The 24,826-nt window shown below is 68.2% G+C and carries 19 protein-coding genes; 12 read left to right on the top strand and 7 right to left on the bottom strand.

The window, feature by feature from the left end; translation table 11 throughout:
* Positions 1-91: 91 nt before the first annotated feature.
* Both argS and GDR74_RS08600 read right to left on the bottom strand, forming a co-directional pair.
* A complete protein-coding gene (gene argS, locus GDR74_RS08605; protein ID WP_152585920.1) occupies positions 92-1,852 on the bottom strand; it encodes an arginine--tRNA ligase in 1,761 nt (586 codons plus the stop codon).
* A gap of 77 nt (positions 1,853-1,929) precedes the next feature.
* The gene (locus GDR74_RS08600; protein ID WP_152585919.1) at positions 1,930-3,138 is read right to left on the bottom strand and encodes a deoxyguanosinetriphosphate triphosphohydrolase; all 1,209 of its coding nucleotides are present in this window, start codon (positions 3,136-3,138) and stop codon (positions 1,930-1,932) included.
* 89 nt (positions 3,139-3,227) lie between these two features.
* Between GDR74_RS08600 and erpA the strand changes: the two genes are divergently transcribed.
* Entirely contained in the window at positions 3,228-3,554 is a 327-nt protein-coding gene (gene erpA, locus GDR74_RS08595) for an iron-sulfur cluster insertion protein ErpA (RefSeq protein WP_152585918.1), read from the top strand.
* A 78-nt stretch (positions 3,555-3,632) separates the two neighbouring features.
* On the top strand, positions 3,633-5,501 hold the full coding sequence (locus tag GDR74_RS08590; RefSeq protein ID WP_152585917.1) for a hypothetical protein: 1,869 nt from the start codon (positions 3,633-3,635) through the stop codon (positions 5,499-5,501).
* Positions 5,502-5,589: 88 nt separating this feature from the next.
* Here the strand turns inward: GDR74_RS08590 and GDR74_RS08585 are convergent, their stop codons facing one another.
* On the bottom strand, positions 5,590-7,890 hold the full coding sequence (locus GDR74_RS08585) for an NADP-dependent malic enzyme (RefSeq protein WP_152585916.1): 2,301 nt from the start codon (positions 7,888-7,890) through the stop codon (positions 5,590-5,592).
* A 102-nt stretch (positions 7,891-7,992) separates the two neighbouring features.
* Between GDR74_RS08585 and GDR74_RS08580 the strand changes: the two genes are divergently transcribed.
* The gene (locus GDR74_RS08580; RefSeq protein WP_152585915.1) at positions 7,993-8,613 is read left to right on the top strand and encodes a CatB-related O-acetyltransferase; all 621 of its coding nucleotides are present in this window, start codon (positions 7,993-7,995) and stop codon (positions 8,611-8,613) included.
* Here GDR74_RS08580 and GDR74_RS08575 read toward each other — a convergent pair.
* The 3 genes from GDR74_RS08575 to aspS are packed head-to-tail and all read right to left on the bottom strand — an operon-like array spanning position 8,585 to position 12,377.
* On the bottom strand, positions 8,585-9,676 hold the full coding sequence (locus GDR74_RS08575) for an acyltransferase family protein (RefSeq protein WP_152587709.1): 1,092 nt from the start codon (positions 9,674-9,676) through the stop codon (positions 8,585-8,587). The genes GDR74_RS08580 and GDR74_RS08575 overlap by 29 nt on opposite strands.
* 2 nt (positions 9,677-9,678) lie before the next feature.
* Entirely contained in the window at positions 9,679-10,572 is an 894-nt protein-coding gene (locus tag GDR74_RS08570; protein WP_152585914.1) for a glycosyltransferase family 2 protein, read from the bottom strand.
* Positions 10,569-12,377 (bottom strand): aspartate--tRNA ligase, encoded by a 1,809-nt coding sequence (gene aspS, locus GDR74_RS08565; RefSeq protein WP_152587708.1) that lies wholly within the window; start codon positions 12,375-12,377, stop codon positions 10,569-10,571. The genes GDR74_RS08570 and aspS overlap by 4 nt, the downstream gene beginning before the upstream one ends.
* A gap of 159 nt (positions 12,378-12,536) precedes the next feature.
* Here aspS and GDR74_RS08560 point away from each other — a divergent pair, with 159 nt between their 5' ends.
* Positions 12,537-12,926, top strand: coding sequence for a hypothetical protein (locus GDR74_RS08560; RefSeq protein ID WP_246180037.1), 390 nt, complete (start codon positions 12,537-12,539; stop codon positions 12,924-12,926).
* A 90-nt stretch (positions 12,927-13,016) separates the two neighbouring features.
* Here the strand turns inward: GDR74_RS08560 and GDR74_RS08555 are convergent, their stop codons facing one another.
* Complete coding sequence (locus GDR74_RS08555; protein WP_152585913.1) at positions 13,017-13,307, bottom strand: hypothetical protein; 291 nt, start codon at positions 13,305-13,307, stop codon at positions 13,017-13,019.
* Positions 13,308-13,680: 373 nt separating this feature from the next.
* On the opposite strand from GDR74_RS08555, the gene GDR74_RS08550 reads away from it, so the two are divergent.
* From GDR74_RS08550 to ppx, 8 genes are all read left to right on the top strand, one after another.
* The gene (locus tag GDR74_RS08550; RefSeq protein WP_152585912.1) at positions 13,681-14,862 is read left to right on the top strand and encodes an HlyD family secretion protein; all 1,182 of its coding nucleotides are present in this window, start codon (positions 13,681-13,683) and stop codon (positions 14,860-14,862) included.
* Complete coding sequence (locus GDR74_RS08545) at positions 14,859-17,027, top strand: peptidase domain-containing ABC transporter (protein WP_210251038.1); 2,169 nt, start codon at positions 14,859-14,861, stop codon at positions 17,025-17,027. Before GDR74_RS08550 ends, GDR74_RS08545 begins: the two co-directional genes overlap by 4 nt.
* A gap of 141 nt (positions 17,028-17,168) precedes the next feature.
* Complete coding sequence (gene rnd, locus GDR74_RS08540; protein WP_152585911.1) at positions 17,169-18,329, top strand: ribonuclease D; 1,161 nt, start codon at positions 17,169-17,171, stop codon at positions 18,327-18,329.
* A gap of 145 nt (positions 18,330-18,474) precedes the next feature.
* Positions 18,475-19,008 (top strand): CDP-alcohol phosphatidyltransferase family protein, encoded by a 534-nt coding sequence (locus tag GDR74_RS08535; protein ID WP_152585910.1) that lies wholly within the window; start codon positions 18,475-18,477, stop codon positions 19,006-19,008.
* A 24-nt stretch (positions 19,009-19,032) separates the two neighbouring features.
* Positions 19,033-20,154 (top strand): AI-2E family transporter, encoded by a 1,122-nt coding sequence (locus tag GDR74_RS08530; protein ID WP_152585909.1) that lies wholly within the window; start codon positions 19,033-19,035, stop codon positions 20,152-20,154.
* The gene (locus tag GDR74_RS08525; protein WP_152585908.1) at positions 20,147-20,839 is read left to right on the top strand and encodes a P-loop NTPase family protein; all 693 of its coding nucleotides are present in this window, start codon (positions 20,147-20,149) and stop codon (positions 20,837-20,839) included. The genes GDR74_RS08530 and GDR74_RS08525 overlap by 8 nt, the downstream gene beginning before the upstream one ends.
* A complete protein-coding gene (locus GDR74_RS08520) occupies positions 20,826-23,150 on the top strand; it encodes an RNA degradosome polyphosphate kinase (RefSeq protein ID WP_246180035.1) in 2,325 nt (774 codons plus the stop codon). The genes GDR74_RS08525 and GDR74_RS08520 overlap by 14 nt, the downstream gene beginning before the upstream one ends.
* Positions 23,151-23,152: 2 nt before the next feature.
* Positions 23,153-24,676: an exopolyphosphatase gene (gene ppx, locus GDR74_RS08515; protein WP_152585907.1), complete on the top strand. Its 1,524-nt coding sequence runs from the start codon at positions 23,153-23,155 to the stop codon at positions 24,674-24,676.
* Positions 24,677-24,826 lie beyond the last annotated feature (150 nt).

The raw sequence follows: 24,826 nt of genomic DNA, 5'->3' as shown, positions 1-24,826 counted from the left end.
GTAATGCGATGCGGACGCCCATCGTCCGCATCGGCACGACGTTAAGGAACCCGGCGCGGGCGCTCGGAGACGGCTTCTTCGTCTCGGAACGTCAACGCATCTCGTCGGGAGCCGTAACGCCCAGGATTGCAAGGCCCGCAGCCAGCACGCCCTTCAGGGCATGCACGAGAGCGAGCCTCGCTTTTGTTGAATCTTTATCAGTTTGATTAACAAAGCGTAATTGCGGCAAGTCTTTGCCTTTGTTCCACAAGCTGTGGAAGGCGCTCGCCACGTCGTAGAGGTAGAAAGCCACCCGATGAGGCTCGTGTGCCTCTGCGGCAGCTTCGATCATTCTCGGGAATTGCGCGATCCGGTGGACGAGATCCATCTCCGCCTCGTCCTGGAGAACGGAGAGGTCCGCCCCGGCCAGGCTCTGCGGCGAAAAGTCACCGTCCGGGAAGGCCTCGCGGGCCTGCCGGAACACCGACGCGCAGCGCGCATGGGCGTACTGGACATAGAAGACCGGATTGTCCTTCGACTGCTCGACCACCTTGGCCAGGTCGAAATCGAGGGTCGCGTCGTTCTTGCGGAACAGCATCATGAAGCGGACCGCATCGCGGCCGACCTCATCCACCACATCACGCAACGTCACGAAGTCCCCGGCCCGCTTCGACATTTTGACCGGCTCGCCGCCGCGCAGGAGGCGGACGAGCTGGCAGAGCTTGACGTCCAGGTCGCCCTTGCCGCCGGTGACGGCCTTGACGGCCGCCTGCATGCGCTTGACGTAGCCGCCGTGATCCGCGCCCCAGACGTCGATCATGGTGGCGAAGCCGCGCTCGAACTTGGAGCGGTGATAGGCGATGTCCGAGGCGAAGTAGGTGTAGGACCCGTCCGACTTCAGGAGCGGGCGGTCCACCTCGTCGCCGAACTCGGTCGCCTTGAACAGGAGCTGCTCGCGGTCCTCCCAGTCGTCGTCCTTCTGGCCCTTCGGCGGCGGCAGGCGGCCCATGTAGACGAGGCCCCGGGCCTCCAGCTCGGCGATGGTCCTGGCGACCTCGCCGCCCCCGTCCTGCTGGAGGGAACGCTCGGAGAAGAACACGTCGTGGCGGATGTTGAGGGCGGCGAGATCCTCGCGGATCATGTCCATCATCGCGCCGATGGCCGCCTCGCGGACGAGCGGAAGCCACTCGGACTCGGGCTTGCCGAGGAGCGAGGGACCGTGCTCGCGGGCGAGGGCCTCCCCGACGGGCTTGAGATAGTCGCCCGGATAGAGCCCTTCCGGGATCGCTCCGATGTCCTCGCCCAGGCCCTCCCGGTAGCGGAGATAGGCGGAGCGGGCGAGCACGTCGACCTGCGCTCCCGCGTCGTTGATGTAGTATTCCCGTGTCACCGCATAGCCGGCAAAGCCCAGCAGGGCGGCCAGGGCGTCCCCGAACACCGCGCCGCGGCCGTGGCCCACATGCATGGGGCCGGTGGGATTGGCGGAGACGTATTCCACGTTGATGGGCCTGCCCTCGCCCTGGCGGCTGCGCCCGAAATCCTCCCCCTCCGAAACCGCGGCGCGCAGGATGCCGTGGAGGGCCTCCGGAACCAGCTTGAGGTTGATGAATCCGGGCCCGGCGACCTCCGCCTTCGCCACCCGCGGGTCGTCGCGCAGGTCAGCGGCGATCAGGTCGGCCAGGGCGCGCGGGCTCGTCCGCGCCTCCTTCGCGAGCACCATGGCGGCATTGGTGGCGAGATCCCCATGGGACGGGTCCCGCGGCGGCTCGACCACCACGCGGCTGGCGTCGAGACCGGACGGAATCCGACCCGCCTCGGCCAGGCGGCCGAGCGCCTCCGCAACCCGCTGCTCAAACAGTCCGAAGATGTTCATGGTACTCTGTCTCGATCGGGCGAACGGCCCTTGGAACGCCTTGGCGCCGCGGCGCCGCCGGCAAAGTCGGTCGTGCGCTAGCGCAACTCGGGAGTTACGTCAAACAGGCGCCGGTGCTCGAGGATGGCGTAGCCGTCGGTCATTCCGGCGATGTAGTCCGCCACCCGGCGGGCGAGGCGGGCCTCGTCGGCCCCGGCGAGCCCGGCCCGCCACTCCTCCGGCATCGCCTGGGGCTCCTCCCTGAAGCGGCGGAAGAGGTCCCGGAGGATGTCGTCCGCCTTGCGGCGCACGCTCATCACGGACGGGTGGCGATACATGCGGGCATAGAGGAACCGCTTGATGTCCGCGTCGGCCTCCCGCATCTCCGCGGAGAACCACAGGACCGGTTCGGATGCCCGCCGGATTTCCTCGGCGCTTGCGGGATCCAGGGCCGCGAGGCGGCGCTCCCCTTCCCGCACCACGTCCTCCACGAAGCGGGTGATGACCCGGCGGGTCAACTCGTGGATGCGGCGGGAGAGCTCGAGGCCCGGATAGCGGCCGTCGATCTCACGCAGCAGGTCGTCGAGGAACGGGACCTCCCGCAGCTCCTCGATATCGAAGAGCCCGGCCCGCAGGCCGTCGTCGATGTCGTGGGAATCGTAGGCGATGTCGTCCGCGATGGCCGCGGCCTGTGCCTCCGCGCCGGCATGGGTCGAGAGTTCCAGGTCCTGGAGGGCGTTGTATTCCAGGATCGCGAGCGGAACGCCGCGGCGGGCGTAGCGGAGCGTGGGCCTGCCCGCCGCATCGATCAGGGGGCCGTTGTGCTTCACGAGCCCTTCCAGGGTCTCCCAGGTGAGGTTGAGCCCGTCATAGGCCGCGTAGCGGCGCTCCAGGCGCGTGACGATGCGGAGGGCCTGCGCGTTGTGGTCGAAGCCGCCGAACCGGGCCATGCACTCGTCGAGCACGTCCTCCCCCGTATGGCCGAAGGGGGTGTGGCCGAGATCGTGGGACAGGGCCAGGGCCTCGGCGAGATCCTCGTCCAGGCCCAGGGAGCGGGCGAGCGCCCGGGCGATCTGGCTGACCTCGATGGTATGGGTCAGCCGGGTCCGGTAGTGGTCGCCCTCGTGATAGACGAAGACCTGGGTCTTGTGCTTCAGGCGGCGGAAGGCGGTGGAGTGGATAATACGGTCCCGGTCCCGCTGGAACTCGCTGCGCGTGGGCGAAGGAGCCTCCGGATACAGGCGCCCGCGGCTCGCCCGCGGGTCGCAGGCATAGGGCGCTCGCCATCTCTCGCCAAAGGGCCGCACGCGTCTTCCCCGGGTTGAAGCCTTGTCAGCGGGCACTTACCTTGCTCTGCAGACGTTGTCCAAGGTTACGTTTCTCGACGGATTCACCGATGGCCGAGATTACCCTCACTCCCCGCGCCGCGAAGCGCATCAACGAGATCATGGCCACCGAGCCGGAGGGCTCGATGCTGAGAATCAGCGTCAACGGAGGCGGCTGTTCCGGGTTCCAGTACGCCTTCGACATCGAGTCGAAGCGGCAGGAGGACGACCTCCTCGTGGAGCGGGACGGGGCCGCCGTCGTGGTCGACCAGGTGTCGATCCAGTACATGGACGGGTCCGTGATCGACTTCGTGGACGACCTGATCGGCCAGTCGTTCAAGATCGAGAATCCGCACGCCACCGCCTCCTGCGGCTGCGGCACGTCGTTTTCCCTTTAAACATTTCGTCGCGATTTCCTGTATCCTTTCCCCGTCCGTGCCGCCGGCCCGGGCGGGGTTCGCATTCCAGGAGACGTCATGGGCCTTCTTCACCGTTCGGGCGCCTGCGCCCTGGCCCTCGCGGCGGCCGCCGTCGGGCTTCAGCTGGAACCGGTCGTCCTCCGGGACCTGTCCTTCGGCGCGCCGGGGGGCAGCGTCACCGTGGGCGCCGTGCGGGCTCCCCTCTGGAGCGCCGCCCTGGCGCAGACGCCCCAGGCCTTCACCCTCGAGAACGTCGCGTTCTCCTTCGGCTCCACGAAGGTTCAGGCGAGCACCGTCGCGTTCAGCGGCGTGACGACGCCCCGGGCCGAGATCGAGGCCCTTTTCTCCGCCGCCTCGGCCGAACCCCTTGCCACCCGCCTCTCCCGCATCGACGCCGCCCAGGTGACGATCCCCGAACTCAAGGTGCAGCAGACCGTCGCGGGCACGAACGAGTCGGCCATCTACAGGAACGTGGTTCTCTCGAACATACGGCAGGGCCGCGTCGCCGAGGCCACCGCCAGCGCGACGGGAACCCTGATCACGAGGGGCACGGACCAGACGGCGGTCAGCTACGGCCGCCTCTCCATCGCCGATTTCGATGCCCCTGCCCTCGCCCGCATCTACGAGGCGAAGGAGGCTTCGCCCGGTCCCCTTGCGAGGATCTACGGGCGCTTCTCCATCGACGACCTCGACTTCGTGGACGGGCGCAGCGGAGCGAAGGGCCGGATCGCCCATCTCGGCGGGCGCGATTTCATGGCCCGCGGCACCCGCGATTCCTGGGCGGGAACCATGGCCATCCTCACGGAACTGGCCGACAAGGAAAAGCCCACCGAAGAGGAGAAGAACCGCCTTCGTGCGGCGATCCTCGACATCCTGACGGCGTTCGATATCGGCCTCGTCGAGGCGACCGGGATCGAGATGAAGGTCAGACCGGAGGACGGCAAGGGAGAGGCGGTCTCCACGATCCGCCGGATGGCCTATGCGAGCGCCAAGGGCGCAGAGCCGGCCGACGCCCGGATGGAGGGCATGGAATTCCGCCGGGAGGACGGCCGGATCGGCATCGAGACCATCGCTTTCACGGGCTTCTCCTTCGCGTCCACCTTCGAGACGCTGAAGGGGATCGGCGACAGGCCGCTCAAGGAGATCGACGCGTCCACCCTGCGCGGCCTCGCCCCGAAGCTCGGCACCATGCGGATTGCGGGGATCACGATCGATATCCCGAGCGACAAGACGAAGGCGAACGGGTTCGACCGGGTGAAGGCGAGCCTCAAGGCGTTCGAGGTCGCCGCCGGCGAGCCCATGAACGCCATCCCGACCGTTCTCCGGATCGACCTGCAGAACCTGGCGGTGCCCCTGCCCGAGAACAGCGCCGACGAGGGCATCCGGACCCTGACCGGCATGGGCTACCGGTCCCTCGACCTGTCCATGGGCTTCGCGGCGCGCTGGAGCGAGACCGCGCAGGAACTCGCGCTCCAGGACGTATCGGTTCAGGGACAGGACATGGGACGCATCGCCCTGACCGGAACGCTCGGCAATGTCGGCAAGGACGTCTTCAATCCCGACACGGCCCTGGCGACGGTCGCCCTGATCGGCGCGAGGGCGCGGGAGCTTCGCCTCACGGTGGAGAACGGCGGCCTCTTCGACCGCTATCTCGCCCAGGCCGCGAAGGAGCAGAAGACGACGCCGGAGGCGCTCCGCCGCACCTATGCGGCCGGGGCGGCCATGGTCGTGCCGACCGTGCTCGGCAGCTCGGAGCAGGCCAAGGTCCTGAGCCAGGCGATCTCCCGCTTCATCGCCAAGCCCGGCCGCATCACGGTCACCGCCCGGGCGAAGGACCCCGCCGGCCTCGGCGTCGCCGATATCGTCGCGGCCCCGGAGCCCGCAGCCGTCGTCGAGCGGCTCGACATCGCGGCGAGCGCGGAATAGCGGGCCGGAGCCGAATCCGGCCCTCTCCGTTCCCTCACCGTTCCGGCGCCGCGGCGCGGCGCCCGGAGTTCATGATCGCCAAACTCCTTTAAACGGCCGCCGGCTCCCGCTCGGCCGCCTGCGCCTCCACCACGGCGATGGCGGTGAGGTTGACGATGCCGCGGGCGGTGACGGAGGGCGTGAGGATGTGCGCGGGCTTCGCCGGGCCGATCAGGATCGGCCCCACCGGCAGGGAATCGGCCAGCATCTTCGTGAACTGGAAGGCCACGTTCGCCGCGTCCAGGTTCGGCATGACGAGCACGTTCGCCTCGCCCTTCAGGCGCGAGCCGGGATAGACACGCTCGCGGATCGCCGCCGAGAGGGCGGCGTCCGCCTGCATCTCGCCGTCGACCTCGAGATCGGGCGCGCGGTCGCGGATGCATTCCAGGGCCTTGCGCATCTTGACGGCTGAGGGGGTGTCCGCGGAGCCGAAATCCGAATGCGAGACCAGGGCGATCTTCGGCTCCAGGCCGAAGCGGCGCACATGGCTCGCGCAGGCGATGGTCATGTCGGCGATGGCCTCGGCGTCCGGGTTCGGCTGCACGTGGGTGTCGGCCAGGAAGAACGCGCCCTTCGAGGTGATGACCAGGGACAGGGCCGCCATCTCGCGGAAGCCCGGCGCGAAGCCGATGATGTCCTTGATATGCTTCAGGCGCGACTGGAAGCGGCCCTCGAGACCGCAGATCAGCGCGTCCGCATCGCCCCGCCGCACGGCGAGGGCGCCGATGACGGTGGAGTTGGTGCGCACGAGGGTCTTGGCGGCATCGGGGGTGATCCCCTTGCGCCCCGCCGCCTCCACGTAGGTCGCGACGTAGTCCCGGTAGCGCGGATCGTCGTCGGGGTTCACGAGGTCGAAGTGGCGGCCGATCACCATGGAGAGGCCGAAGCGCTTGATGCGCGTCTCGACCACGTTGGGACGCCCGATCAGGATCGGCCGGGCGAGCCCCTCCTCCACGACGACCTGGACCGCCCGCAGGACCCGCTCGTCCTCGCCCTCGGCATAGATGACCCGCTTCGGAGCCTCCTTCGCCTTGGCGAAGATGGGCTTCATGACGAAACCGGAGCGGAAGACGAACCGGGTGAGGGAGTCGGCGTAGGCATCGAGATCCGCCAGCGGCCGGGTGGCGACGCCGGTTTCCATGGCGGCCTTCGCCACGGCCGGAGCGATGCGCAGGATCAGGCGCGGATCGAACGGGCTCGGGATCAGGGACTTGCGCCCGAAGGGATGCGCCTCGCCCCCGTAGGCGCGGGCCACCACCTCGGAGGGGGCCTCGCGGGCAAGCCCCGCGATCGCCGTCACGGCGGCCGCCTTCATCGCCTCGTTGATGGTGGTGGCGCCCACGTCGAGGGCGCCGCGGAAGATGTACGGGAAGCACAGGACGTTGTTGACCTGGTTCGGGTAGTCGGACCGCCCGGTGCAGATCATGGCGTCCGGCCGGGCGGCCTCCGCCTCCTCCGGCATGATCTCGGGATAGGGGTTGGCCAGGGCCAGGATCAGCGGGCGCGGCGCCATCTTCTCCAGCAGGGCCGGCTTGAGCACGCCCCCGGCGGAGAGGCCGAGGAAGATGTCCGCGTCCTGGATCACGTCCGCCAGGGTGCGCGCATCCGTCTTCTGGGCATAGACCGCCTTCCACCGGTCCATGAGCGCCTCGCGGCCCTCGTAGACCACGCCCTCGATGTCCGTGACCCAGATGTTCTCCCGCTTCGCGCCGAGGGACACGAGAAGGTTGAGGCAGGCGAGCGCGGCGGCGCCTGCGCCGGAGGTGACGATCTTCACCTCGCCGATGCGCTTGCCCGCGAGCTCCAGGGCGTTCATGACCGCGGCGGCGACGATGATCGCCGTGCCGTGCTGGTCGTCGTGGAACACCGGGATTCCCATACGGGCCTTGAGCCGCTCCTCCACCTCGAAGCATTCGGGAGCCTTGATGTCCTCGAGGTTGATGCCGCCGAAGGTCGGCTCCAGGGCGGCGATCACCTCGACGAGCCTGTCCACGTTCTTCTCGGCCACCTCGATGTCGAAGACGTCGATTCCCGAGAACTTCTTGAACAGGACGGCCTTGCCCTCCATCACGGGCTTGGAGGCGAGCGGGCCGATGTCGCCGAGGCCGAGCACGGCGGTTCCGTTGGATATGACGGCGACGAGGTTCTGCCGGGAGGTCAGGTTCGCCGCCTCCGCCGGGTCGGCAGCGATGGCCTCGCAGGGCGCCGCGACGCCGGGGGAATAGGCCAGGGCGAGGTCGCGCTGGTTGCCGAGGGGCTTCGTCGGCTGGATCTCGAGCTTTCCCGGACGCGGGTTGCGATGATAGAAGATCGCGCCCGTTTTCAGATCCTGCGAGATGTTCTCAGCCATCCCCAACGCTCCTCACGCCACCGCGCTTCGTTTCAGGTGGGCGCTCTTGTGCGCCCCTTGCCTGTCCGCGTCAACGCTCTTGTCCGCAGGCGGCCTTCCCCGATGAGACTCCGCCATCGCCTCAAGAACTGGCGCAACCCGCACAACCAGACGCGGCTCCACCTCGCCCGTCTCGTGAGCCGCTACGGGTTCGAGATCGGCGAGTTCTCCTACGGCCGGCCCAAGGTCCGCTTTCCGGAATCGGGGCGGAAGCTGACCGTCGGCCGCTACTGCTCCTTCGCGGACAAGGTGGAGATCCTGCTCGGCGGCAACCACCGCACCGACTGGGCCACCACCTACCCCTTCTCGGCCCTGCGCGACCTGTGGCCGACCGCGCCGCAGACCGACGACTACCATACATCCCGGGGCGACGTGACCATCGGGCACGACGTCTGGCTGGGGTCGGGGGCGATCGTCCTTTCCGGCGTGACCATCGGGCATGGGGCCGTCGTCGCGGCCCATGCGGTGGTGACGAAGGACGTGCCTCCCTATGCCATCGTCGGGGGCAACCCGGCCCGCATCCTGCGCTACCGCTTCGACGAAGCCACCATCGAGGGGCTGCTCGAATCCGCCTGGTGGGACCTGCCGCGGGAGAAGATCGCGGTGCTCATCCCCCTCCTCCAGAGCGACCGGGTGCGGGAGCTGATCGCGGCGGTCAGGGTGCTGCGGGCTCAATCGTCTTGAGCGTGCGCCGCCCCAGGGCCTTGGCCTTGAGGGCCAGCGCCGGCTTCTCCACCGCGTACCAGGAGATCGCGGCGACGAGGAGCGACAGGACGATGGAGGGTCCGAGCAGGGCCAGGGCGCCCGCCGCAGGGACCAGGGCATGGAGCGCCTGCTGCACCGGCCAGCCGTAGAGGTAGGTTCCGTACGAAAGGTCGGGCCCGGGCTCCCACCCGAAGCGCGTGGCGGCAGGGGCGAGAGCCAGCCAGAGGATCCCGTAGGCGGAACCGAGGAAGAGCAGCGTCTTATAGAGGAATGTGCCGTGGCCGAGCGCGGCGGCGGCCAACAGGGCGAGCGCCAGCGCACCGGACAGGCGGGCGCGGCTGCGCCAGACGTAGAGCGCGCCGCCGAAGGCGAAGATCAGCGGCAGGCGCAGGGCCGTCTCCATGCCCTTCGGAGCGCCGGGACGGAAAAGATCGAGGCCGACGAGCGCCACGGCGAGCCCCGCGACCAGGGCGAGGGACGCCGCCCGCGACCGCAGCAGGCCGGCCAGCCCGAGGACGAACACGCCCGCATAGCAGAGCACCTCGTATTTCAGGGTCCAGACCGTTCCCATGGGAAAGCGGAAAGGGTTGTCCTCGAACACGCCCGGCAGGGCGATGTTGCTCTTGAAGCGCGAAAGGGTCGCGCCGATGAAGCGCCGCAGCTCCTCGCTCTGGAGATAGTCCGTCAGCGGCAACCGCGTCATCGCGCCGCCGAGGAGAAGCGACACCGCGAGGGTGGCGACGATCAGGCCGGGCGCGATGCGCAGCGTCCGGGCGAGAGCGTAGTCGCGCCAGCCGCGCCGGTCGAAGCTCATGGTGACGAGGAAGCCCGAGATCGCGAAGAACCCGTTCACCGCATGCTCGCCGAGGGTGAAGCCCGTCAGGGCGGCGAGCGGCTCGTCCATGACCTCGCCCGTGGTGACGCTGAAGGCGTGGGAAACGACCACCGCCAGCGCGAGCAGCAGGCGGATGAGCGTGAAGTTGTTCCGCTCCTGCCCGATGGCGGTGGACAGGGTCGGCGCCTCGGCGAGGAAGGCCGGCATTCTCATGACAATCCCTCCTGCCGCAGGGCGCTGCGGCCGCGCATGAAGGCCCATGCCCCGGCGGCCGAGCCGCCGTAGCGCTCGACGAGGCTGCGCCGGAAGGTCAGGATCGCCCCCAGCGCCTTCAGGGCGTTGACGGCGAGCATGGCCGGCGCCGGATCCGGCAGGCCGTATTTCCGGCTCACATAGGCCCGGGACCAGGCCTGGTGCCAGCGGGACCTGAAGACCAGGCCCGGCCGGGATCCGCTGGAGCGGCCGCGCCCGTGCTTCACCACGGCCTGTGGGACATAGACGAGCGCCCTGCCCGAATCCTCGATTCTGCGGCAGAGATCGTCGTCTTCGTAGAACAGGAAGATCTCCTCGTCGAAGCCGCCGAGTTCGAGAAAGAGATCGCGGCGCATGAGAAAGCAGGCGCCGGAGAAGAACGGCGCGCAGGCCTCCCCTTCCGGCAGGACGAGCCTTCCGCCGGGATTGGGAAGGCGGCTCGCAAGGAGCGAGCGCGGCTGGAAGAAGACCCGCCCGCTCGGCTCCACGATCTTCGGCGCGAAGAGCCCGGCATCGGGATGGCGCCTCGCCGCGCCCACGAGGGCGGCCACGGCCCCCTCCCCGACGGTCACGTCCGGATTGACGACGAGGACGAACTCGGTTTCCGCCGCCCGTACGCCCGCATTGTTGGCGCGGCCGTAGCCCTCGTTACGGGCATTGCGGAGAACCCGCGCGCCCGCCGCCTCCGCGACGGCGGCGCTGGCATCCCCCGAGGCGTTGTCCACCACGATCACGGGCACGCCCTCTCCCCGCAGCGCGCCGAGGCAGTCCGGCAGCGCATGGGCGCTGTCGAAGGCGACGACGATGGCGGTGACCACGGGCGTATCCCGGTCGCGCGGGGCGCTGCTCATTTCTCCGGCAGGTTGAGCCGGATGTGGAGCTCGCGCAGCTGCTTGGCCGTCACCTCGGTGGGCGCGCCGAGCAGCAGGTCCTCGGCCCGCTGGTTCATGGGGAAGAGAGTGATCTCGCGCAGGTTCTGCGCGCCGCAGAGCAGCATGACGATGCGGTCGATGCCGGCCGCCATGCCGCCGTGGGGCGGCGCGCCGTACTGGAACGCGCGGTACATGCCGCCGAACCGCTCCATGACCTCCTTCTCGCCGTAGCCGGCGATCTCGAAGGCCTTCACCATCCGGTCGGGACGGTGGTTGCGGATCGAGCCCGAGGCCATCTCGTAGCCGTTGCAGACCATGTCGTACTGGAGCGCCGTGATCCCGAGGATCCGCTCCTTGTCCGAGGGGTCGAGGGCCATGAAGGCATCATGGTCCATGTTGGCCATGGAGAAGGGATTGTGGGAGAAGTCGATCTTCTTCTCGTCCTCGTTCCACTCGTATTGCGGGAAGTCGGTGATCCAGGCGAAGGCGAACTGGTCCTTGTCGCTCAGGGACAGCTCGTCGCCGATGCGCACGCGGGCCTTGCCGGCAAGCGCGGCCGCCTTGTCCTCGACTCCAGCGGAGAAGAACACCGCATCGCCCGCCTTCACGCCGGCCGCCTCGCGGAGAGCCGCCTGCGCCGCCTCGGGAATGAACTTGGCGATGGGCCCCTTGCCCGTCACCTGTCCGCCCTCCTCCTCGAAGACGACGTAGCCGAGGCCGGGCGCACCTTCGGAACGGGCCCATTCGTTGAGCTTGTCGAAGAAGGAGCGCGGCTGCGCGGCGGCGCCCGGGGCCGGGACGGCGCGCACGACGCCGCCGGACTTGATGACGTTCTTGAAGGCGTTGAACGTCACGTCCTCGCGGGCGAACACCTCCGACACGTCGGCGATGACGAGCGGGTTGCGCAGGTCCGGCTTGTCGGAGCCGTACTTGAGCATCGCCTCGGCATAGGGAATGCGCGGGAAGACCTCCGTCACCGGCTTGCCGTCCGCGAACTCCTTGAAGGTGTCGCGGATCACCGGCTCCATGGTGCGGAACACGTCCTCCTGCGTGACGAAGCTCATCTCCACGTCGAGCTGATAGAACTCGCCCGGAAGCCGGTCGGCGCGCGGATCCTCGTCGCGGAAGCAGGGCGCGATCTGGAAATACCGGTCGAAGCCGGAGATCATGATGAGCTGCTTGTACTGCTGCGGCGCCTGCGGCAGCGCGTAGAAGCGGCCGGGATGGATGCGCGAGGGCACCAGGAAGTCGCGCGCGCCCTCGGGCGAGGAGGCGGTGAGAATCGGCGTCGTGAACTCGAAGAAGCCGCTCTCCTTCATCCGCCGGCGCAGGGCATCGATGATCGCGCCGCGCTTCATGATGTTGTTGTGCAGCCTCTCCCGGCGCAGGTCGAGATAGCGGTACTTGAGGCGCGTCTCCTCGGGGTATTCCTGGTCGCCGAAGACGGGCATCGGCAGCTCCTCGGCCGGGCCGAGCACCTCCATGTCGGTGATGTAGACCTCGACCATGCCGGTCGGCAGGTCCGGGTTCTCCGTCCCGGCCGGGCGCTTGCGCACCTTGCCGTCGATCCGCACCACCCATTCCGAGCGCACGGTCTCGGCCAGCCCGAAGGCGGCCGAGTCGGGATCCACGACGCACTGGGTGATCCCGTAATGGTCGCGCAGGTCGATGAAGAGCACCCCGCCGTGGTCGCGGATGCGGTGCACCCAGCCGGACAGGCGGGCGACCTGGCCGACATCGGATTCGCGGAGGGCGCCGCAGGTGTGGGAGCGATAACGGTGCATGGAGGCGGACATGGAAGCCTGCTGAAGGGAAGCGGTTCGGATCAAAGGCGCAACATTCATGCGGGCCTCGGGATGTCAAGGCGGAACGGTCATTTTCACCGGCCCGGCCCGGGCCAAAAATCGTCTCCGGCCAGCACCCGGAATCTTGAAGAACAAAACATGAATCGCCATATGCTATCCATGATTCCCGCTCATGTCGCATCGCTGCTGAGGCCGGCCCGGAACGCTCCCGTAGAGGAGCGGACGGAGGGGGCGTGGCACGTCTATCCCATGGAGGGCGCGCTGGAGCTTCACTATACGGATCAGGCCGGCAACCCGAGCCGGCGCTGGATCATCGCGCGTGAGCTGAAGGTCGGTCCCGGCAAGACGATCCTGGGCGGCATCGACATGGCCGACGACGGCTACCGGGGCTTCAGAGCCGACCGGATCGAGCGCCTCGTCGACGCCGAGACCGGGCTCGTCGTGGACAGGAATATCATCGATTGGCTCATGAAGCGGGCGGAGCGGCAGGCGAAAGAGCGTCGCAAGTTGACGACAGTTGCAAAATAAAGCCCCCGCCCATGCTCACGGAGCAGAATGCGTGCTGGAAGCTGGGATTGCAGCCGCAAAGCAGCAGTCCCAGCCCCTCCTCAGCTGGCGTTACGGCCTGAACGACCATGAATCAGGGCTTGTCACATAATCCCAGGCGGACATTCCGCCCCTGGGCATTCTTGCATAGCGCGACACGACGGGATTCTGCCTCGGTGGCGTGCTGGAGACCGGGGCGTTCTTGAGCCCACCCGCTCCGATACCGGTCGAAGTATTGCCTCCCGAGCCTCCATAGCTGACACCGCCATACAAGGAGAGATAGACATCAAGCGGGATGCGCATCATCCCTCCAGATACACGCTCCAGATCGTCCGGATGCAGCTCGGAAATCGCGATTTTCATCTTGTAATCCTCCAAAAGAGCTTTGTTCCTCATGGGCCCAAAGCTCAAGAAATAAGACGTGATAACATTTCTTATTCCCACCAACCTCTGGTTTAGCTCGGAACAATTCACATGTGAACTCTGCAAGGCGAGCTTGCAGATCTGCAAGAAATATGCGCCAGCCATGTGCTCTGCCGCACTGCCGGCACGGTCGGATTTCTTGCAGCTGCGCAATCTTCCGTGAGGCCTGTGCCGCCTTCCCCGTCGTCCCCGCGTCTTGTCAAACCGCCCCGTCTGTGAAACTAAGTTTCACATTTAAGGGCAGTTCCTGACTTTGAAGCACCAGTTATTCCGGTCACAGGTTCTTACGGGACGCGAGCACACGGCGGCCTCCATGCCGGCCGCCCCGTTGTCATGGCGGCTGCTCGGGGGATTCCTCCTTGCCGCGACGGGGATGCTGGTCGCCTTCATCGCGACGGCCGGATATGCCCGCAAGGAGACGGCTACGGGCATCCTCGTCTCGCAGGCTGGCGTCGTCCGGGTTTCGGCTCAGCGCGGAGGGGTTCTGACGGACCTCGACGTGCGCGAGGGCGACCATGTCGTGGCCGGCCAGATCCTTTTCACCGTCGCTGCGCAACAGGGCCTGGAAGGCGGCCGCACGCTCGGCGCGACCCTTCTGACCCATCTGGACGCCCAAATCGCGCTCATCAAGGAGCAGATCGCGTCCGACCCCGCGCGGGTCGCGAACGAGGCCGTCCGTCTGGATGCGTCGATCCAGAGCATCCGGGCGCAGCTGGAGGCCGTCGCCGTGCAAAGGGCTATCCAGGCTCAGCGCATCGTGGCCGCGGAGGAGCGCCGGCAGACCCTCGCCGAGCTCTATCAGAGGAGAAACGGGACGAAGGTCGCCCTTCAGGAGCAGGAGGGGGTCCTCCTCTCTGCCCGTCAGACTCTCGCCGAGCTCGACCGGCAGCAGGCCGCCATCGCGCGCGATCTCGAGCAGGCGCAACTGCAGCGCGAGCAGCTTCCCGTGCAGGCGGGCGAGCGCCTGTCCCAGCTGCGCCTGAGTCTCGCCGAGCGGGAGCGGGAACGGGCCGAGATCGAGGCGCGCGGGGCGCAGGTCGTCAGGGCGCCCGTCGCGGGCCGGGTGACGGCCCTGCAGGTCGCCCCCGGCCAGATCGTCGATTCCGACCGCCCTCTCCTCACCCTCGTGCCGGAAGGGACGGAATTGCGGGCCGAGCTCTTCGTCCCGAGCCGGGCCATCGGGTTCGTGCAGCCGGGCCAGCCGGTTCGCCTGATGCTGGACGCCTTCCCCTATCAGCAGTTCGGCAGCCAGGAGGGCGTCGTCGAAACGGTCTCGCAGGTCGTCCTGGCGCCCAACGAGGTGTTCGGCAAGGTCGCTCTCAGGGAGCCGTCCTATCGCGTCACCGCACGTCTCAGGCAGCAGAGGATCCAGGCCTTCGGGCGTCAGGTCCCCCTCCAGCCCGACATGTCCGTGCAGGCGGACATCGTCCTCGCGGAGCGCTCCCTCCTCGCCTGGCTCCTCGAACCGCTCTTCAGCATCCGGGGGCGCATGTGAACGTCCTCGAGAAGATCGATTTCGCGGGCGGCCCGCGCCTTCCGATGCTCATGCAGTCCGAGGCGGCGGAATGCGGGCTTGCCTGCCTCGCCATGATCGCGACCTATCACGGCTACGAGATCGACCTGATCGGGCTGCGGCGCAAGTTCTCCGTGTCCCTGAAGGGGACGACCCTCCGGGACATCCTCGGGCTGGCGCAGCGCATCGGGATGACCGGGCGCGGCCTGCGACTGGAGCCCGAGCAGCTGGGCGCGATCAGGACCCCGTGCATCCTGCACTGGGACATGAGCCATTTCGTGGTGCTGAAGGCTGTGAAGGGCCGGCGGATCGTCATCCACGATCCGGCCTTCGGCATCCGCACCTGCACCCTGGAGGAGGCCGGCAGGCATTTCACCGGGGTCGCCCTCGAACTGACGCCGACTAGCGGCTTCGAGAGGAAGAAGGAAACCGCCAAGCTGCCGCTCTCCGCGTTCTGGGGGCGTCTGGCAGGCATGAACCGGGCCCTCGGACAGGCGCTCGTTCTGACGGCGATCCTTCAGCTCGTCACCCTGGCGAGCCCCTTCTACATGCAGCTCGTCGTGGACGAGGCCGTCATGAAGGGGGACACGGGCCTCCTGGGCGCGCTTGCCATCGGCTTCACGCTTCTGCTGCTCATCAACGTGGGCGCGTCGTGGCTCCGCGCCCAGGTCCTGATGTTCCTCGGAAACGCGCTCAACTTCCAGATGAGCGCGAATCTCTTCCACCACCTTCTGCGCCTGCCGCTCGAATGGTTCGAGAAGCGGCATATCGGCGACATCGTCTCCCGGTTCGGCGCCACGGTCCCGATTCAGAACCTCTTCTCGCAGGGGCTCATCGAGGCGGCCGTCGACGGCCTCATGGCGGTTCTGACGCTCACGATGATCCTCGTCTACAGCCCCGCCCTTTCCGCGGTCGTCTTCGCCGCCCTCGCGCTCTACGCCCTGCTGCGGCTGGTATCGTACCGCGTCCTCCGCCAGGCGCAGGAGGAGGCGATCGAGGCCGGGGCGAAGGAGGATACGACCTTCATCGAAACGGTCCGGGCCATCCAGAGCATCAAGATCTTCGGCCGCGAGCCCGACCGGGAGGCCCTCTGGCAGAACCGCTACGCCGACATGATCAACAAGGGGATGCGGCAGAACCGCCTCTCGATCGGCTTCTCCACGGCCAATCAGCTGCTTTACGGGCTCGAGAACGTCCTCGTGGTCTATCTGGGCGCGCGCGCCGTCATGGCGGGCGACATGAGCGTCGGGATGCTCTATGCCTTCATGTCCTACAAGCAGCAGTTCCTCGACAAGGCCACCAGCCTGATCGAGATGACGGCCCAGTACCGGCTTCTGGACCTCTACGTGTCCCGCCTGTCCGACATCGCCCTGACCGAGAAGGAGCCCGGCCATGGAGCGCACGGACTCGTGGAGCGGCCGATCGAGGGCGGGATCGAACTCCGGGACGTCACCTACCGATATGCGGACACGGAACCCGACGTCCTGTCGGGCGCCAGCCTCAGGATCGAGCCCGGGGAGTTCGTGGCGATCACCGGGCCCTCGGGCGGCGGCAAGACGACCCTTCTCAAGATCATGCTCGGCCTGTTCAGGCCGCGGACGGGAACGGTGCTCGTGGACGGGATGCCGCTCGATCACGTGGGGATCCGCGCCTTCCGGGACCGTGTCGGCGTCGTCATGCAGGACGATCATCTCCTGTCGGGGACCCTGGCGGAGAACATCTCCTTCTTCGAAGCGGCTCCCGACCTCGACTGGATGCGCGCATGCGCCGGGCTGGCCGGGATCGACGACGAGATCATGGCCATGCCGATGAACTACAACACCCTCGTCGGCGACATGGGCACGATCCTCTCCGGAGGCCAGCGCCAGCGCGTCCTCCTGGCGCGCGCCCTCTATCGCAGGCCGAAGATCCTCTTCATGGACGAGGGCACCTCGAGCCTGGACATCGACAAGGAGCGGGAGGTCAACCGGGCGCTGGCGCAGCTGAGGATCACGCGCGTCGTGATCGCCCACCGTCCCGATACGATTCGCGCCGCCGACCGCATCGTGGTCCTTCGCGACGGGCGGGTCGCCGGCACGACGGATGCCGGCTCGCTCGCCTTCATCGACACCTCGCCGGGTCTGGCGGATGCGACGGGGGCGGCATAGGCCGGTCTCACCCTCCGCAACGGGAGCGGGCGGCGCTCCCGCCCCGGCGGGGCCGAATCCCTCATCCTTGCCCCGGCTGTGCTCCCGTTCTAAAGAACAGGTGTCGCGGGATCGCTCGCACTCCGCTAAAAACCCTTCCCCATGGACTTGATCTCTACGACCGCCGATCTCCGCAGGGCCTGCGAGCGCCTCGCCGCCCATCCCTTCGTGACCGTCGACACGGAATTCCTGCGCGAGACCACGTATTACCCCCGGCTCTGCCTGATCCAGATGGCAGGTCCCGACCCGGCCGATGCCGTGCTGGTCGACCCTCTGGCCCCGGACATGGACCTGGAGCCCTTCCTCGGGCTGATGGCCGATCCTCGCGTGGTCAAGGTGTTTCACTCCGCCCGGCAGGACCTGGAAATCGTCTGGAACCTGGGCCGCATGGTGCCAGCGCCCCTGTTCGACACCCAGGTGGCGGCCATGGTGTGCGGCTACGGCGACTCGGTCTCCTACGAGCAGCTCGCCAACGACCTCGCCAAGGCCCGCATCGACAAGTCCTCCCGCTTCACCGACTGGTCCCGCCGCCCGCTCACCGACGCCCAGCTCACCTACGCCCTCTCCGACGTCACCCATCTCGTGAAGATCTACGAGGCGCTCACCGCCCAGCTCGAGAAGAACGGCCGCTCCGCCTGGCTGGCGGAGGAGATGGCCATTCTCTCCTCCCCCGAGACCTACCAGGCCGACCCGGAGCATGCCTGGAAGCGCCTGGCCGGGCGCCTGCGCAAGGCGAAGGAGGTCGCGGTGCTCATGGAGGTTGCCGCCTGGCGCGAGCGGGAGGCGCAGAGCCGGGACGTGCCGCGCGGGCGCATCCTCAAGGACGACGCCCTCGTCGACATCGCCATCGCGGCGCCCCGCAGCGTCGAGGCCCTGGGCCGCCTCCGCACGATCCCGAACGGGTTCGAGCGCTCGCGCACCGGGGCCGACATTCTCGAGGCCGTGGAGCGCGGTCTCGCCCGCGACCCGGCGACGGTGCCCATGCCGGAGCGCAGCCGGGGACGCGGCAACACCGGCGCGGTGGTCGATCTCCTGAAGGTGCTGCTCAAGGCGGTCGCCGAGCAGGAGGGCGTTGCGCCCAAGATCATCGCCACGGTGGACGACCTCGAAGCCATCGCCGAGAACGACGCGGCCGACGTCCCTGCTCTCCACGGCTGGCGGCGGACCCTGTTCGGGGAAAAGGCCCTGGCGCTGAAGAACGGGCAGCTCGGCCTCGTGCTGGAGCGCGGGCGGGTGAAGATGCGGGCCGTCGCGCCGGCCTGAGCGGCCGGCCGTTCCTGTCGGCGGCAGTGAGGGTCCGTCCCGGGACACGGCAGGGCCGCGCCTCGCGCTCGCGACAGATCCCGGGCAGGGTTCCGCCGGGCTTGGCCGTTGCGGACGAGGTCCGGGCACCCCATCATCTTGTCCGATGACCATCCCGAACCTCATCACCATCGCCCGGCTCGTCATCGTTCCCCTCCTGATCGTCATGATCGTGCAGGGGCACTACGACGCCGCCTTCGTGCTCTTCGTCGCGGCGGGCCTGTCCGACGCGGCGGACGGCTTCATCGCCCGGCACTTCGACATGCGCAGCGAGTTCGGGGCCTATCTCGACCCCGTGGCGGACAAGGCGCTCCTGGTGTCGATCTACGTCACCCTCGCCGTGGCGGGAGCCATTCCCGGCTGGCTCGCCATCGCGGTCGTGTCCCGGGATGCGATGATCGTCGGGGCCGTGCTCCTGTCCTGGATCATGCACAGGCCGGTGGCGATCAAGCCGCTCCTGGTCAGCAAGCTCAACACCGGCGCGCAGATCGCCTTCGCCGCCTTCGTCCTCGCCGCGAACGCCTTCGACGTCACGGTCGCCGAGCCGGTCCGGATCGCGATGATGGGGATCGTGGCCGCCTTGACCGTAGCCTCGGCGGGTGCCTATCTCGGAGGGTGGCTCCGGCACATGACGGGCTGAGGCGGAACGAGGCGGGACGGCGCAATGACGGTCCAAAGGCAGATCGCATTCTGGACCGTGGCCCTGGCGGTCACGGTGATGCTGCTCCTCGTCCTGCGGACCGTGCTCCTGCCTTTCGTCGCGGGCTTCGCGCTGGCCTACCTCCTCGACCCGCTGGCCGACCGGCTCCAGCGCATCGGGATCGGCCGCCTCGGGGCGAGCCTCGTCATCCTCATCATCTTCGTCCTGCTCTTCATCGTCCTTCTGGTGGTCGTGGTGCCGCTCGGTGCACAGCAGGTGGGCGCCTTCGTCCAGCGGCTGCCAAGCTACGTGGCCCGGCTTCAGCAGCTTGCCGTCGAGCAGGGCGGGCCCCTCGTCGAGAAGCTGGGCGGCGCGGGCGCGCTTTCCGAGATGCAGACCTCCGTCGGCAACCTCCTGAGCCAGGGCATCGCCTGGGCCGGCACCTTCATCCAGTCCCTCTGGTCCGGCGGGCAGGCGCTGCTCAGCATCTTCTCCCTCCTGGTGGTGACGCCGGTGGTGGCCTTCTACATGCTGGTGGACTGGGACCACATGGTCGCCGCGGTCGATTCCTGGATGCCGGTGCGTCAGAGGGACACGATCCGGGCCATCGCCCGGGACATCGACACGGCCATCGCCGGCTTCGTACGCGGGCAGGCCCTGGTCTGCATCATCCTCGGCACGTTCTACGCGGTCGGCCTGTCGCTGATCGGGCTCAATTTCGGCGCCATGATCGGCATGACCTCGGGAATCCTGAGCTTCATCCCCTATGTGGGTTCCCTCACGGGCCTGATCCTGTCCCTGGGCGTCGCCATCGTTCAGTTCTGGCCCGACTGGACCTGGATTCTCGCGACCCTGGGGGTGTTCGTGTTCGGCCAGTTCGTGGAGGGCAACATCCTCTCCCCCAAGCTGGTAGGCGATTCCGTCGGGCTCCATCCGGTCTGGCTGATGTTCGCGCTGCTCGCCTTCGGCGCCCTGTTCGGCTTCGTGGGGCTGCTGCTCGCCGTGCCCCTCGCGGCGGCGATCGGCGTCATCGCCCGCTTCGCCCTCAGGCAGTACCTTGCAAGCCCCTTCTATCGCGGCACGGACCCGGTGATCCTCATGCCGGGTCCCGAAACGGACAAGAAACGGATCGAGTTCGATGCGTGAGGGCCCCAAGCAGCTCGCCTTCGACCTGCCGCTCGCCCCCCGCTTCGGCCGGGAGGACTTTCTCGTCAGCCCGTCCAACGAGCAGGCCTATGCGATCATCGAGAGCTGGCCCGAATGGCCGGACACGGTGCTCCTGCTCACGGGCCCGCGCGGCAGCGGCAAGAGCCATCTCGCGGCGATCTGGGCCGAGACCGCCCGCGCCTGGACGGTGGACGCCTTCGAGGTGACGGGCGACAAGGTTCCGCATCTCGTCTCCAACGGAGCCCTGGCGATCGAGGACATCGACCGGGCCGACCGGGACGAGGCCGCCCTGTTCCACCTGCTCAACCTGGCCCGGGAGCGGAAGGCCTTCGTGCTGATGACCTGCGAGACGCCGCCGGACGCCTGGGGCATCCGTACGCCCGACCTACTGTCGCGGCTTCGCCTCGCGACGGCCGTCTCTCTGGAGCCGCCCGACGACGCGCTTCTCAAGGCGGTTCTGGTCAAGCTCTTCGTCGATCGGCAACTGGTGGTCGACACCAGCGTTGTCGACTACATTGCTCTGCGCATCGAGCGGTCGCTCACGAAGGCGGCCGAGGTGGTGACGCTCCTCGACAAGGAGGCCCTCAGTCGGGGACGCCGCGTCTCGCGCGCCATCGCATCGGAAGTTCTCGGGGCCATTCGGGACGCGGATGAGATCGATTGAAGACGACGTGAAGCCTTCGGCAGCCGGCCGTCGCGAAACCGTCACGAAGTCCAAACCAAAACGGACCTCGCGGAAAACGGTGGAGGCGGACGTGCGCAGCGCGCTCGTGTTGGATGAGGCAGAGATCGTCAGCGAGGCGCCGGCGCCCAAGGCGCCGCCGGACATCGAGTTCGACGGGGCGATCCTGCGCCAGTTCCCGCAGCGGTTCATCAACCGGGAACTCTCCTGGCTCCAGTTCAACCGGCGCGTCCTCGAGGAAGCCGCGAACCGCAACCATCCGCTCCTGGAGCAGCTGCGGTTCCTGTCCATCTCGGCGGACAACCTCGACGAGTTCTTCATGGTGCGCGTCGCGGGCCTGCGCGGGCAGGTCCGCTCCGGGGTCGCGACGACCTCGCAGGACGGCCTGACCCCGCAGGAGCAGCTCGCCAGGATCGCCGTGGAGGTCTCCAAGCTCGCCTCGGACCAGCAGGCCCGCTGGCGCGAGCTGCGGGCCGCCCTCCAGGAGGAAGGCATCGTCCTCGTGGACGGGGCGGGGCTCACCAAACCCGAGGCTTCGTGGCTGGAGGACTACTTCCTCAACCACATCTTCCCCGTGCTGACGCCGCTCGCCATCGATCCGGCCCATCCGTTCCCCTTCATCCCTAACCTGGGCTCGTCCATCGCCCTCAAGCTGGTGCGCCAGAGCGACGGGAAGGTGCTGAACGCCCTCATCCGCCTCCCGGTGAAGGCCGAGCGCTTCATCCGCCTGCCGGATTTCTCGGAGACCGGCTCGACGCGCTTCATCGCCCTGGAACAGATGATCGTGCTCTACACGAGCCGCCTCTTCCCCGGCTACAGCGTGCAGGGGCAGGGAGCGTTCCGGGTCATCCGCGACTCCGACATCGAGGTCGAGGAAGAGGCGGAGGACCTCGTCCGGCATTTCGAGACGGCCCTCAAGCGCCGCCGCAGGGGCAGCGTGATCCGCCTCGAGGCCGAGGCGGCGATGGCGGAGGACCTCCGGCAGTTCGTGGTGGAGGAGCTGGAGATCGCCGAGGACGAGCTGTTCGTGGTCGACGGCATGCTTGGCCTCAACGACCTGTCGCAGCTCGTGAGCCTCGACCGGCCGGACCTCAAGTTCAAGCCCTACAACCCGCGCTTTCCCGAGCGCATCCGCGAGCACAGCGGGGATTGCTTCGCCGCGATCCGCGAGAAGGACATCATCGTCCATCATCCTTACGAATCCTTCGACGCGGTCGTGCAGTTCCTGCATCAGGCGGCGCGGGACCCGAACGTGGTCGCCATCAAGCAGACCCTCTACCGCACCTCGTCGAACTCGCCCATCGTCGCCGCCCTCGCCGAGGCGGCGGAGGCGGGCAAGTCGGTGACCGCCCTAGTCGAGCTGAAGGCGCGCTTCGACGAGGAGGCCAACATCCGCTGGGCGCGCGACCTGGAGCGCGCGGGCGCCCAAGTGGTGTTCGGCTTCATCGAGCTGAAGACCCACGCCAAGCTGTCGATGGTGGTGCGCCGCGAGGGCGGCCAGCTCATCACCTACTGCCACGTGGGCACGGGCAACTACCACCCCATCACCGCCCGCATCTACACGGACCTGTCCTTCTTCACCGCCGACCCGGTGATCGGCCGCGACGTGTCGCGCATCTTCAACTTCGTCACCGGCTATGCGGAACCGGCGGAGCTCGAGCGCATGGCGGTGTCGCCCATCAACCTGAAGCAGCGCCTGCTCCAGCACATCGGCGAGGAGATCGCCCACGCCAAGGCCGGGCGCCCCGCGGCGATCTGGGGCAAGTGCAACTCCCTCGTGGACCCGGTGATCATCGACGCGCTCTACGACGCGAGCGCCGCGGGCGTGCAGATCGACCTCGTGGTGCGCGGCATCTGCTGCCTGCGTCCCGGCATCAAGGGCCTGTCGGAGAACATCCGGGTCAAGTCCATCGTCGGGCGCTTCCTGGAGCACACCCGGATCTACGCCTTCGGCAACGGCTTCGGCCTGCCCAATCCGAAGGCGCACGTCTACATCTCCTCCGCCGACCTCATGCCGCGCAACCTCGACCGCCGGGTCGAGGCGCTGCTCCCGATCCTCAACCCGACGGTCCACCAGCAGGTCCTCGACCAGATCATGCTCGCCAACCTTCTCGACAACGAGCAGAGCTGGATGGTGCTCTCCGACGGCACGAGCCGCCGCATCGCCCCCGCCAAGGGCGAGGAGCCGTTCAACGCCCACAGGTACTTCATGACGAATCCCAGCCTGTCCGGACGAGGCAAGTCCCTCAAGACGTCGAGCCCCAGGGCGCTCGCCAAGCGGGGGCTGCGCTGACGATGGTGCTCACGCAGCGCAGCGAGGCGCAGGGGCGGCTCAAGATCGGCAGCCCCGTCGCCATCATCGACATCGGGTCCAACTCGGTTCGCCTCGTCGCCTACGAGGGCGTCTCCCGCGCGCCGACGCCGATCTACAACGAGAAGGTCCTCTGCGGCCTCGGACGGCACGTGGCCACCACCGGGCGGCTCGACGACGATGCGGTGGACCGGGCGCTGCGGGCCCTCGCCCGCTTCAGGGTGCTCTGCGACACCATGGGCGTGTCGGAGATCTACGTGCTCGCCACGGCGGCGGCGCGCGACGCCTCCAACGGGCCGGCCTTCCTCGCGGCGGCGGAGCGCGCCTGCGGCTGCCCCATCGAGCTTCTCTCCGGCGCCAAGGAGGCGCAGCTCTCCGCCTATGGCGTCGTGTCGGGCTTCTACAGGCCCGACGGCGTGGTGGGCGACATGGGCGGCGGCAGCCTCGAGCTGGTGGACGTGAAGGGCGACCGGGTCGGGGAAGGGGTCTCGATGCCCCTCGGCGGCCTCGCGCTCCTGGACCTGAGCGGCGGCTCCCTCAAGAAGGCGCAGAAGATCGTGCGCTCCACCCTGGAGCGGGCGGCGGGGCAGCTGGAAAGCCTCCACGACCGCACCTTCTATGCGGTCGGCGGCACCTGGCGGGCCCTCGCCCGGCTGCACCAGGCGGTGACCGGCTATCCGCTCCACGTGATGCACAACTACATCATCGACCCGCGGGACAGCATGGACTTCCTCCACCTGGTCGAGGAGGCGGACGCCAAGACGCTCAAGGACATCGAGAGCGTGTCGGAGGCGCGCCGGCCGCTCCTCGCCTACGGCGCGATCCTTCTGGAGGAGATCATCCGGCTCGGCATGCCGCGGGAGATCGCCGTCTCCGCACTCGGCGTCCGCGAGGGACTTCTCTACGACAAGCTCGACCAGGAGAAGCGCCGGCTCGACCCGCTCCTGCGGGCGGCGGGCGACCTCAACCTCCTCCGCTCACGCTCTCCCCGCCATGGGGAGGAGCTGTGGGAATGGACGAGCCGCTTCATCGAATCCATCGGCCTTCCCGAGACCGAATACGAGCGGCGCCTGCGCCATGCGGGCTGCCTGCTCGCCGACATCGGCTGGCGGGCCCATCCCGATTATCGGGGCGAGCAGAGCCTGAACCTCATCGCCTACGGCGCCTTCGTCGGCCTCGACCATCCGGGACGGGCCTATCTCGCCCTTTCCATCTTCTTCCGCCACGAGGGCCTGTCGCCCGACAAGGTGGGCTCGCGCATCGTGGCGCTTGCCGGCCCCCGGCTCATGGAGCGCGCGCGCCTTCTCGCGGCCCTCATGCGGATCGCCTATCCGATTTCCGTGGCGATGGAAGGCATCCTTCCCCGGGCGCCGCTCGTCGCGGAGGACGACCGCATCGTCCTGCGTCTTCCCTCCTCGATGGCGCCGCTCGCCAACGAGCGTCTGGAGGGCCGGCTGAAGGCCCTCACCAAGCTCCTCAAGCGCAGCGCGGTCATCGAGATCGAATGACCGGGCCCGTCGCTTCCAGAGCGCAATGATTCCGGGGCCGTTCCGGCCACGGGCAGACCCTGCCGGGAGCGATCCTGCAACCGGCGGACCGGTTGCGCCGTCTCGTCGCGCCCGCCCGCGGGAGGCGCGGCCTGGTCAGAGTGGTGACCT

It is taken from the genome of Microvirga thermotolerans (assembly GCF_009363855.1).
In the GTDB taxonomy this organism is placed as follows: domain Bacteria; phylum Pseudomonadota; class Alphaproteobacteria; order Rhizobiales; family Beijerinckiaceae; genus Microvirga; species Microvirga thermotolerans.
Note: the sequence above shows the minus strand (reverse complement) of the source record. Positions and strands in the feature narration are given on the sequence as shown.

Excerpts from the sequence above, each read along its gene's own strand:
- rnd (WP_152585911.1), top strand. The coding sequence starts at position 17,169 with ATGGACTTGATCTCTACGACCGCCGATCTCCGCAGGGCCTGCGAGCGC.
- argS (WP_152585920.1), bottom strand. The coding sequence starts at position 1,852 with ATGAACATCTTCGGACTGTTTGAGCAGCGGGTTGCGGAGGCGCTCGGC.
- GDR74_RS08560 (WP_246180037.1), top strand. The coding sequence starts at position 12,537 with ATGAATCGCCATATGCTATCCATGATTCCCGCTCATGTCGCATCGCTG.
- GDR74_RS08535 (WP_152585910.1), top strand. The coding sequence starts at position 18,475 with ATGACCATCCCGAACCTCATCACCATCGCCCGGCTCGTCATCGTTCCC.
- GDR74_RS08590 (WP_152585917.1), top strand. The coding sequence starts at position 3,633 with ATGGGCCTTCTTCACCGTTCGGGCGCCTGCGCCCTGGCCCTCGCGGCG.
- GDR74_RS08575 (WP_152587709.1), bottom strand. The coding sequence starts at position 9,676 with ATGCCGGCCTTCCTCGCCGAGGCGCCGACCCTGTCCACCGCCATCGGG.
- ppx (WP_152585907.1), top strand. The coding sequence starts at position 23,153 with ATGGTGCTCACGCAGCGCAGCGAGGCGCAGGGGCGGCTCAAGATCGGC.
- GDR74_RS08520 (WP_246180035.1), top strand. The coding sequence starts at position 20,826 with ATGAGATCGATTGAAGACGACGTGAAGCCTTCGGCAGCCGGCCGTCGC.
- GDR74_RS08585 (WP_152585916.1), bottom strand. The coding sequence starts at position 7,890 with ATGGCTGAGAACATCTCGCAGGATCTGAAAACGGGCGCGATCTTCTAT.
- aspS (WP_152587708.1), bottom strand. The coding sequence starts at position 12,377 with ATGCACCGTTATCGCTCCCACACCTGCGGCGCCCTCCGCGAATCCGAT.
- GDR74_RS08555 (WP_152585913.1), bottom strand. The coding sequence starts at position 13,307 with ATGAAAATCGCGATTTCCGAGCTGCATCCGGACGATCTGGAGCGTGTA.
- GDR74_RS08530 (WP_152585909.1), top strand. The coding sequence starts at position 19,033 with ATGACGGTCCAAAGGCAGATCGCATTCTGGACCGTGGCCCTGGCGGTC.
- GDR74_RS08550 (WP_152585912.1), top strand. The coding sequence starts at position 13,681 with ATGCCGGCCGCCCCGTTGTCATGGCGGCTGCTCGGGGGATTCCTCCTT.
- GDR74_RS08580 (WP_152585915.1), top strand. The coding sequence starts at position 7,993 with ATGAGACTCCGCCATCGCCTCAAGAACTGGCGCAACCCGCACAACCAG.
- erpA (WP_152585918.1), top strand. The coding sequence starts at position 3,228 with ATGGCCGAGATTACCCTCACTCCCCGCGCCGCGAAGCGCATCAACGAG.
- GDR74_RS08570 (WP_152585914.1), bottom strand. The coding sequence starts at position 10,572 with ATGAGCAGCGCCCCGCGCGACCGGGATACGCCCGTGGTCACCGCCATC.
- GDR74_RS08525 (WP_152585908.1), top strand. The coding sequence starts at position 20,147 with ATGCGTGAGGGCCCCAAGCAGCTCGCCTTCGACCTGCCGCTCGCCCCC.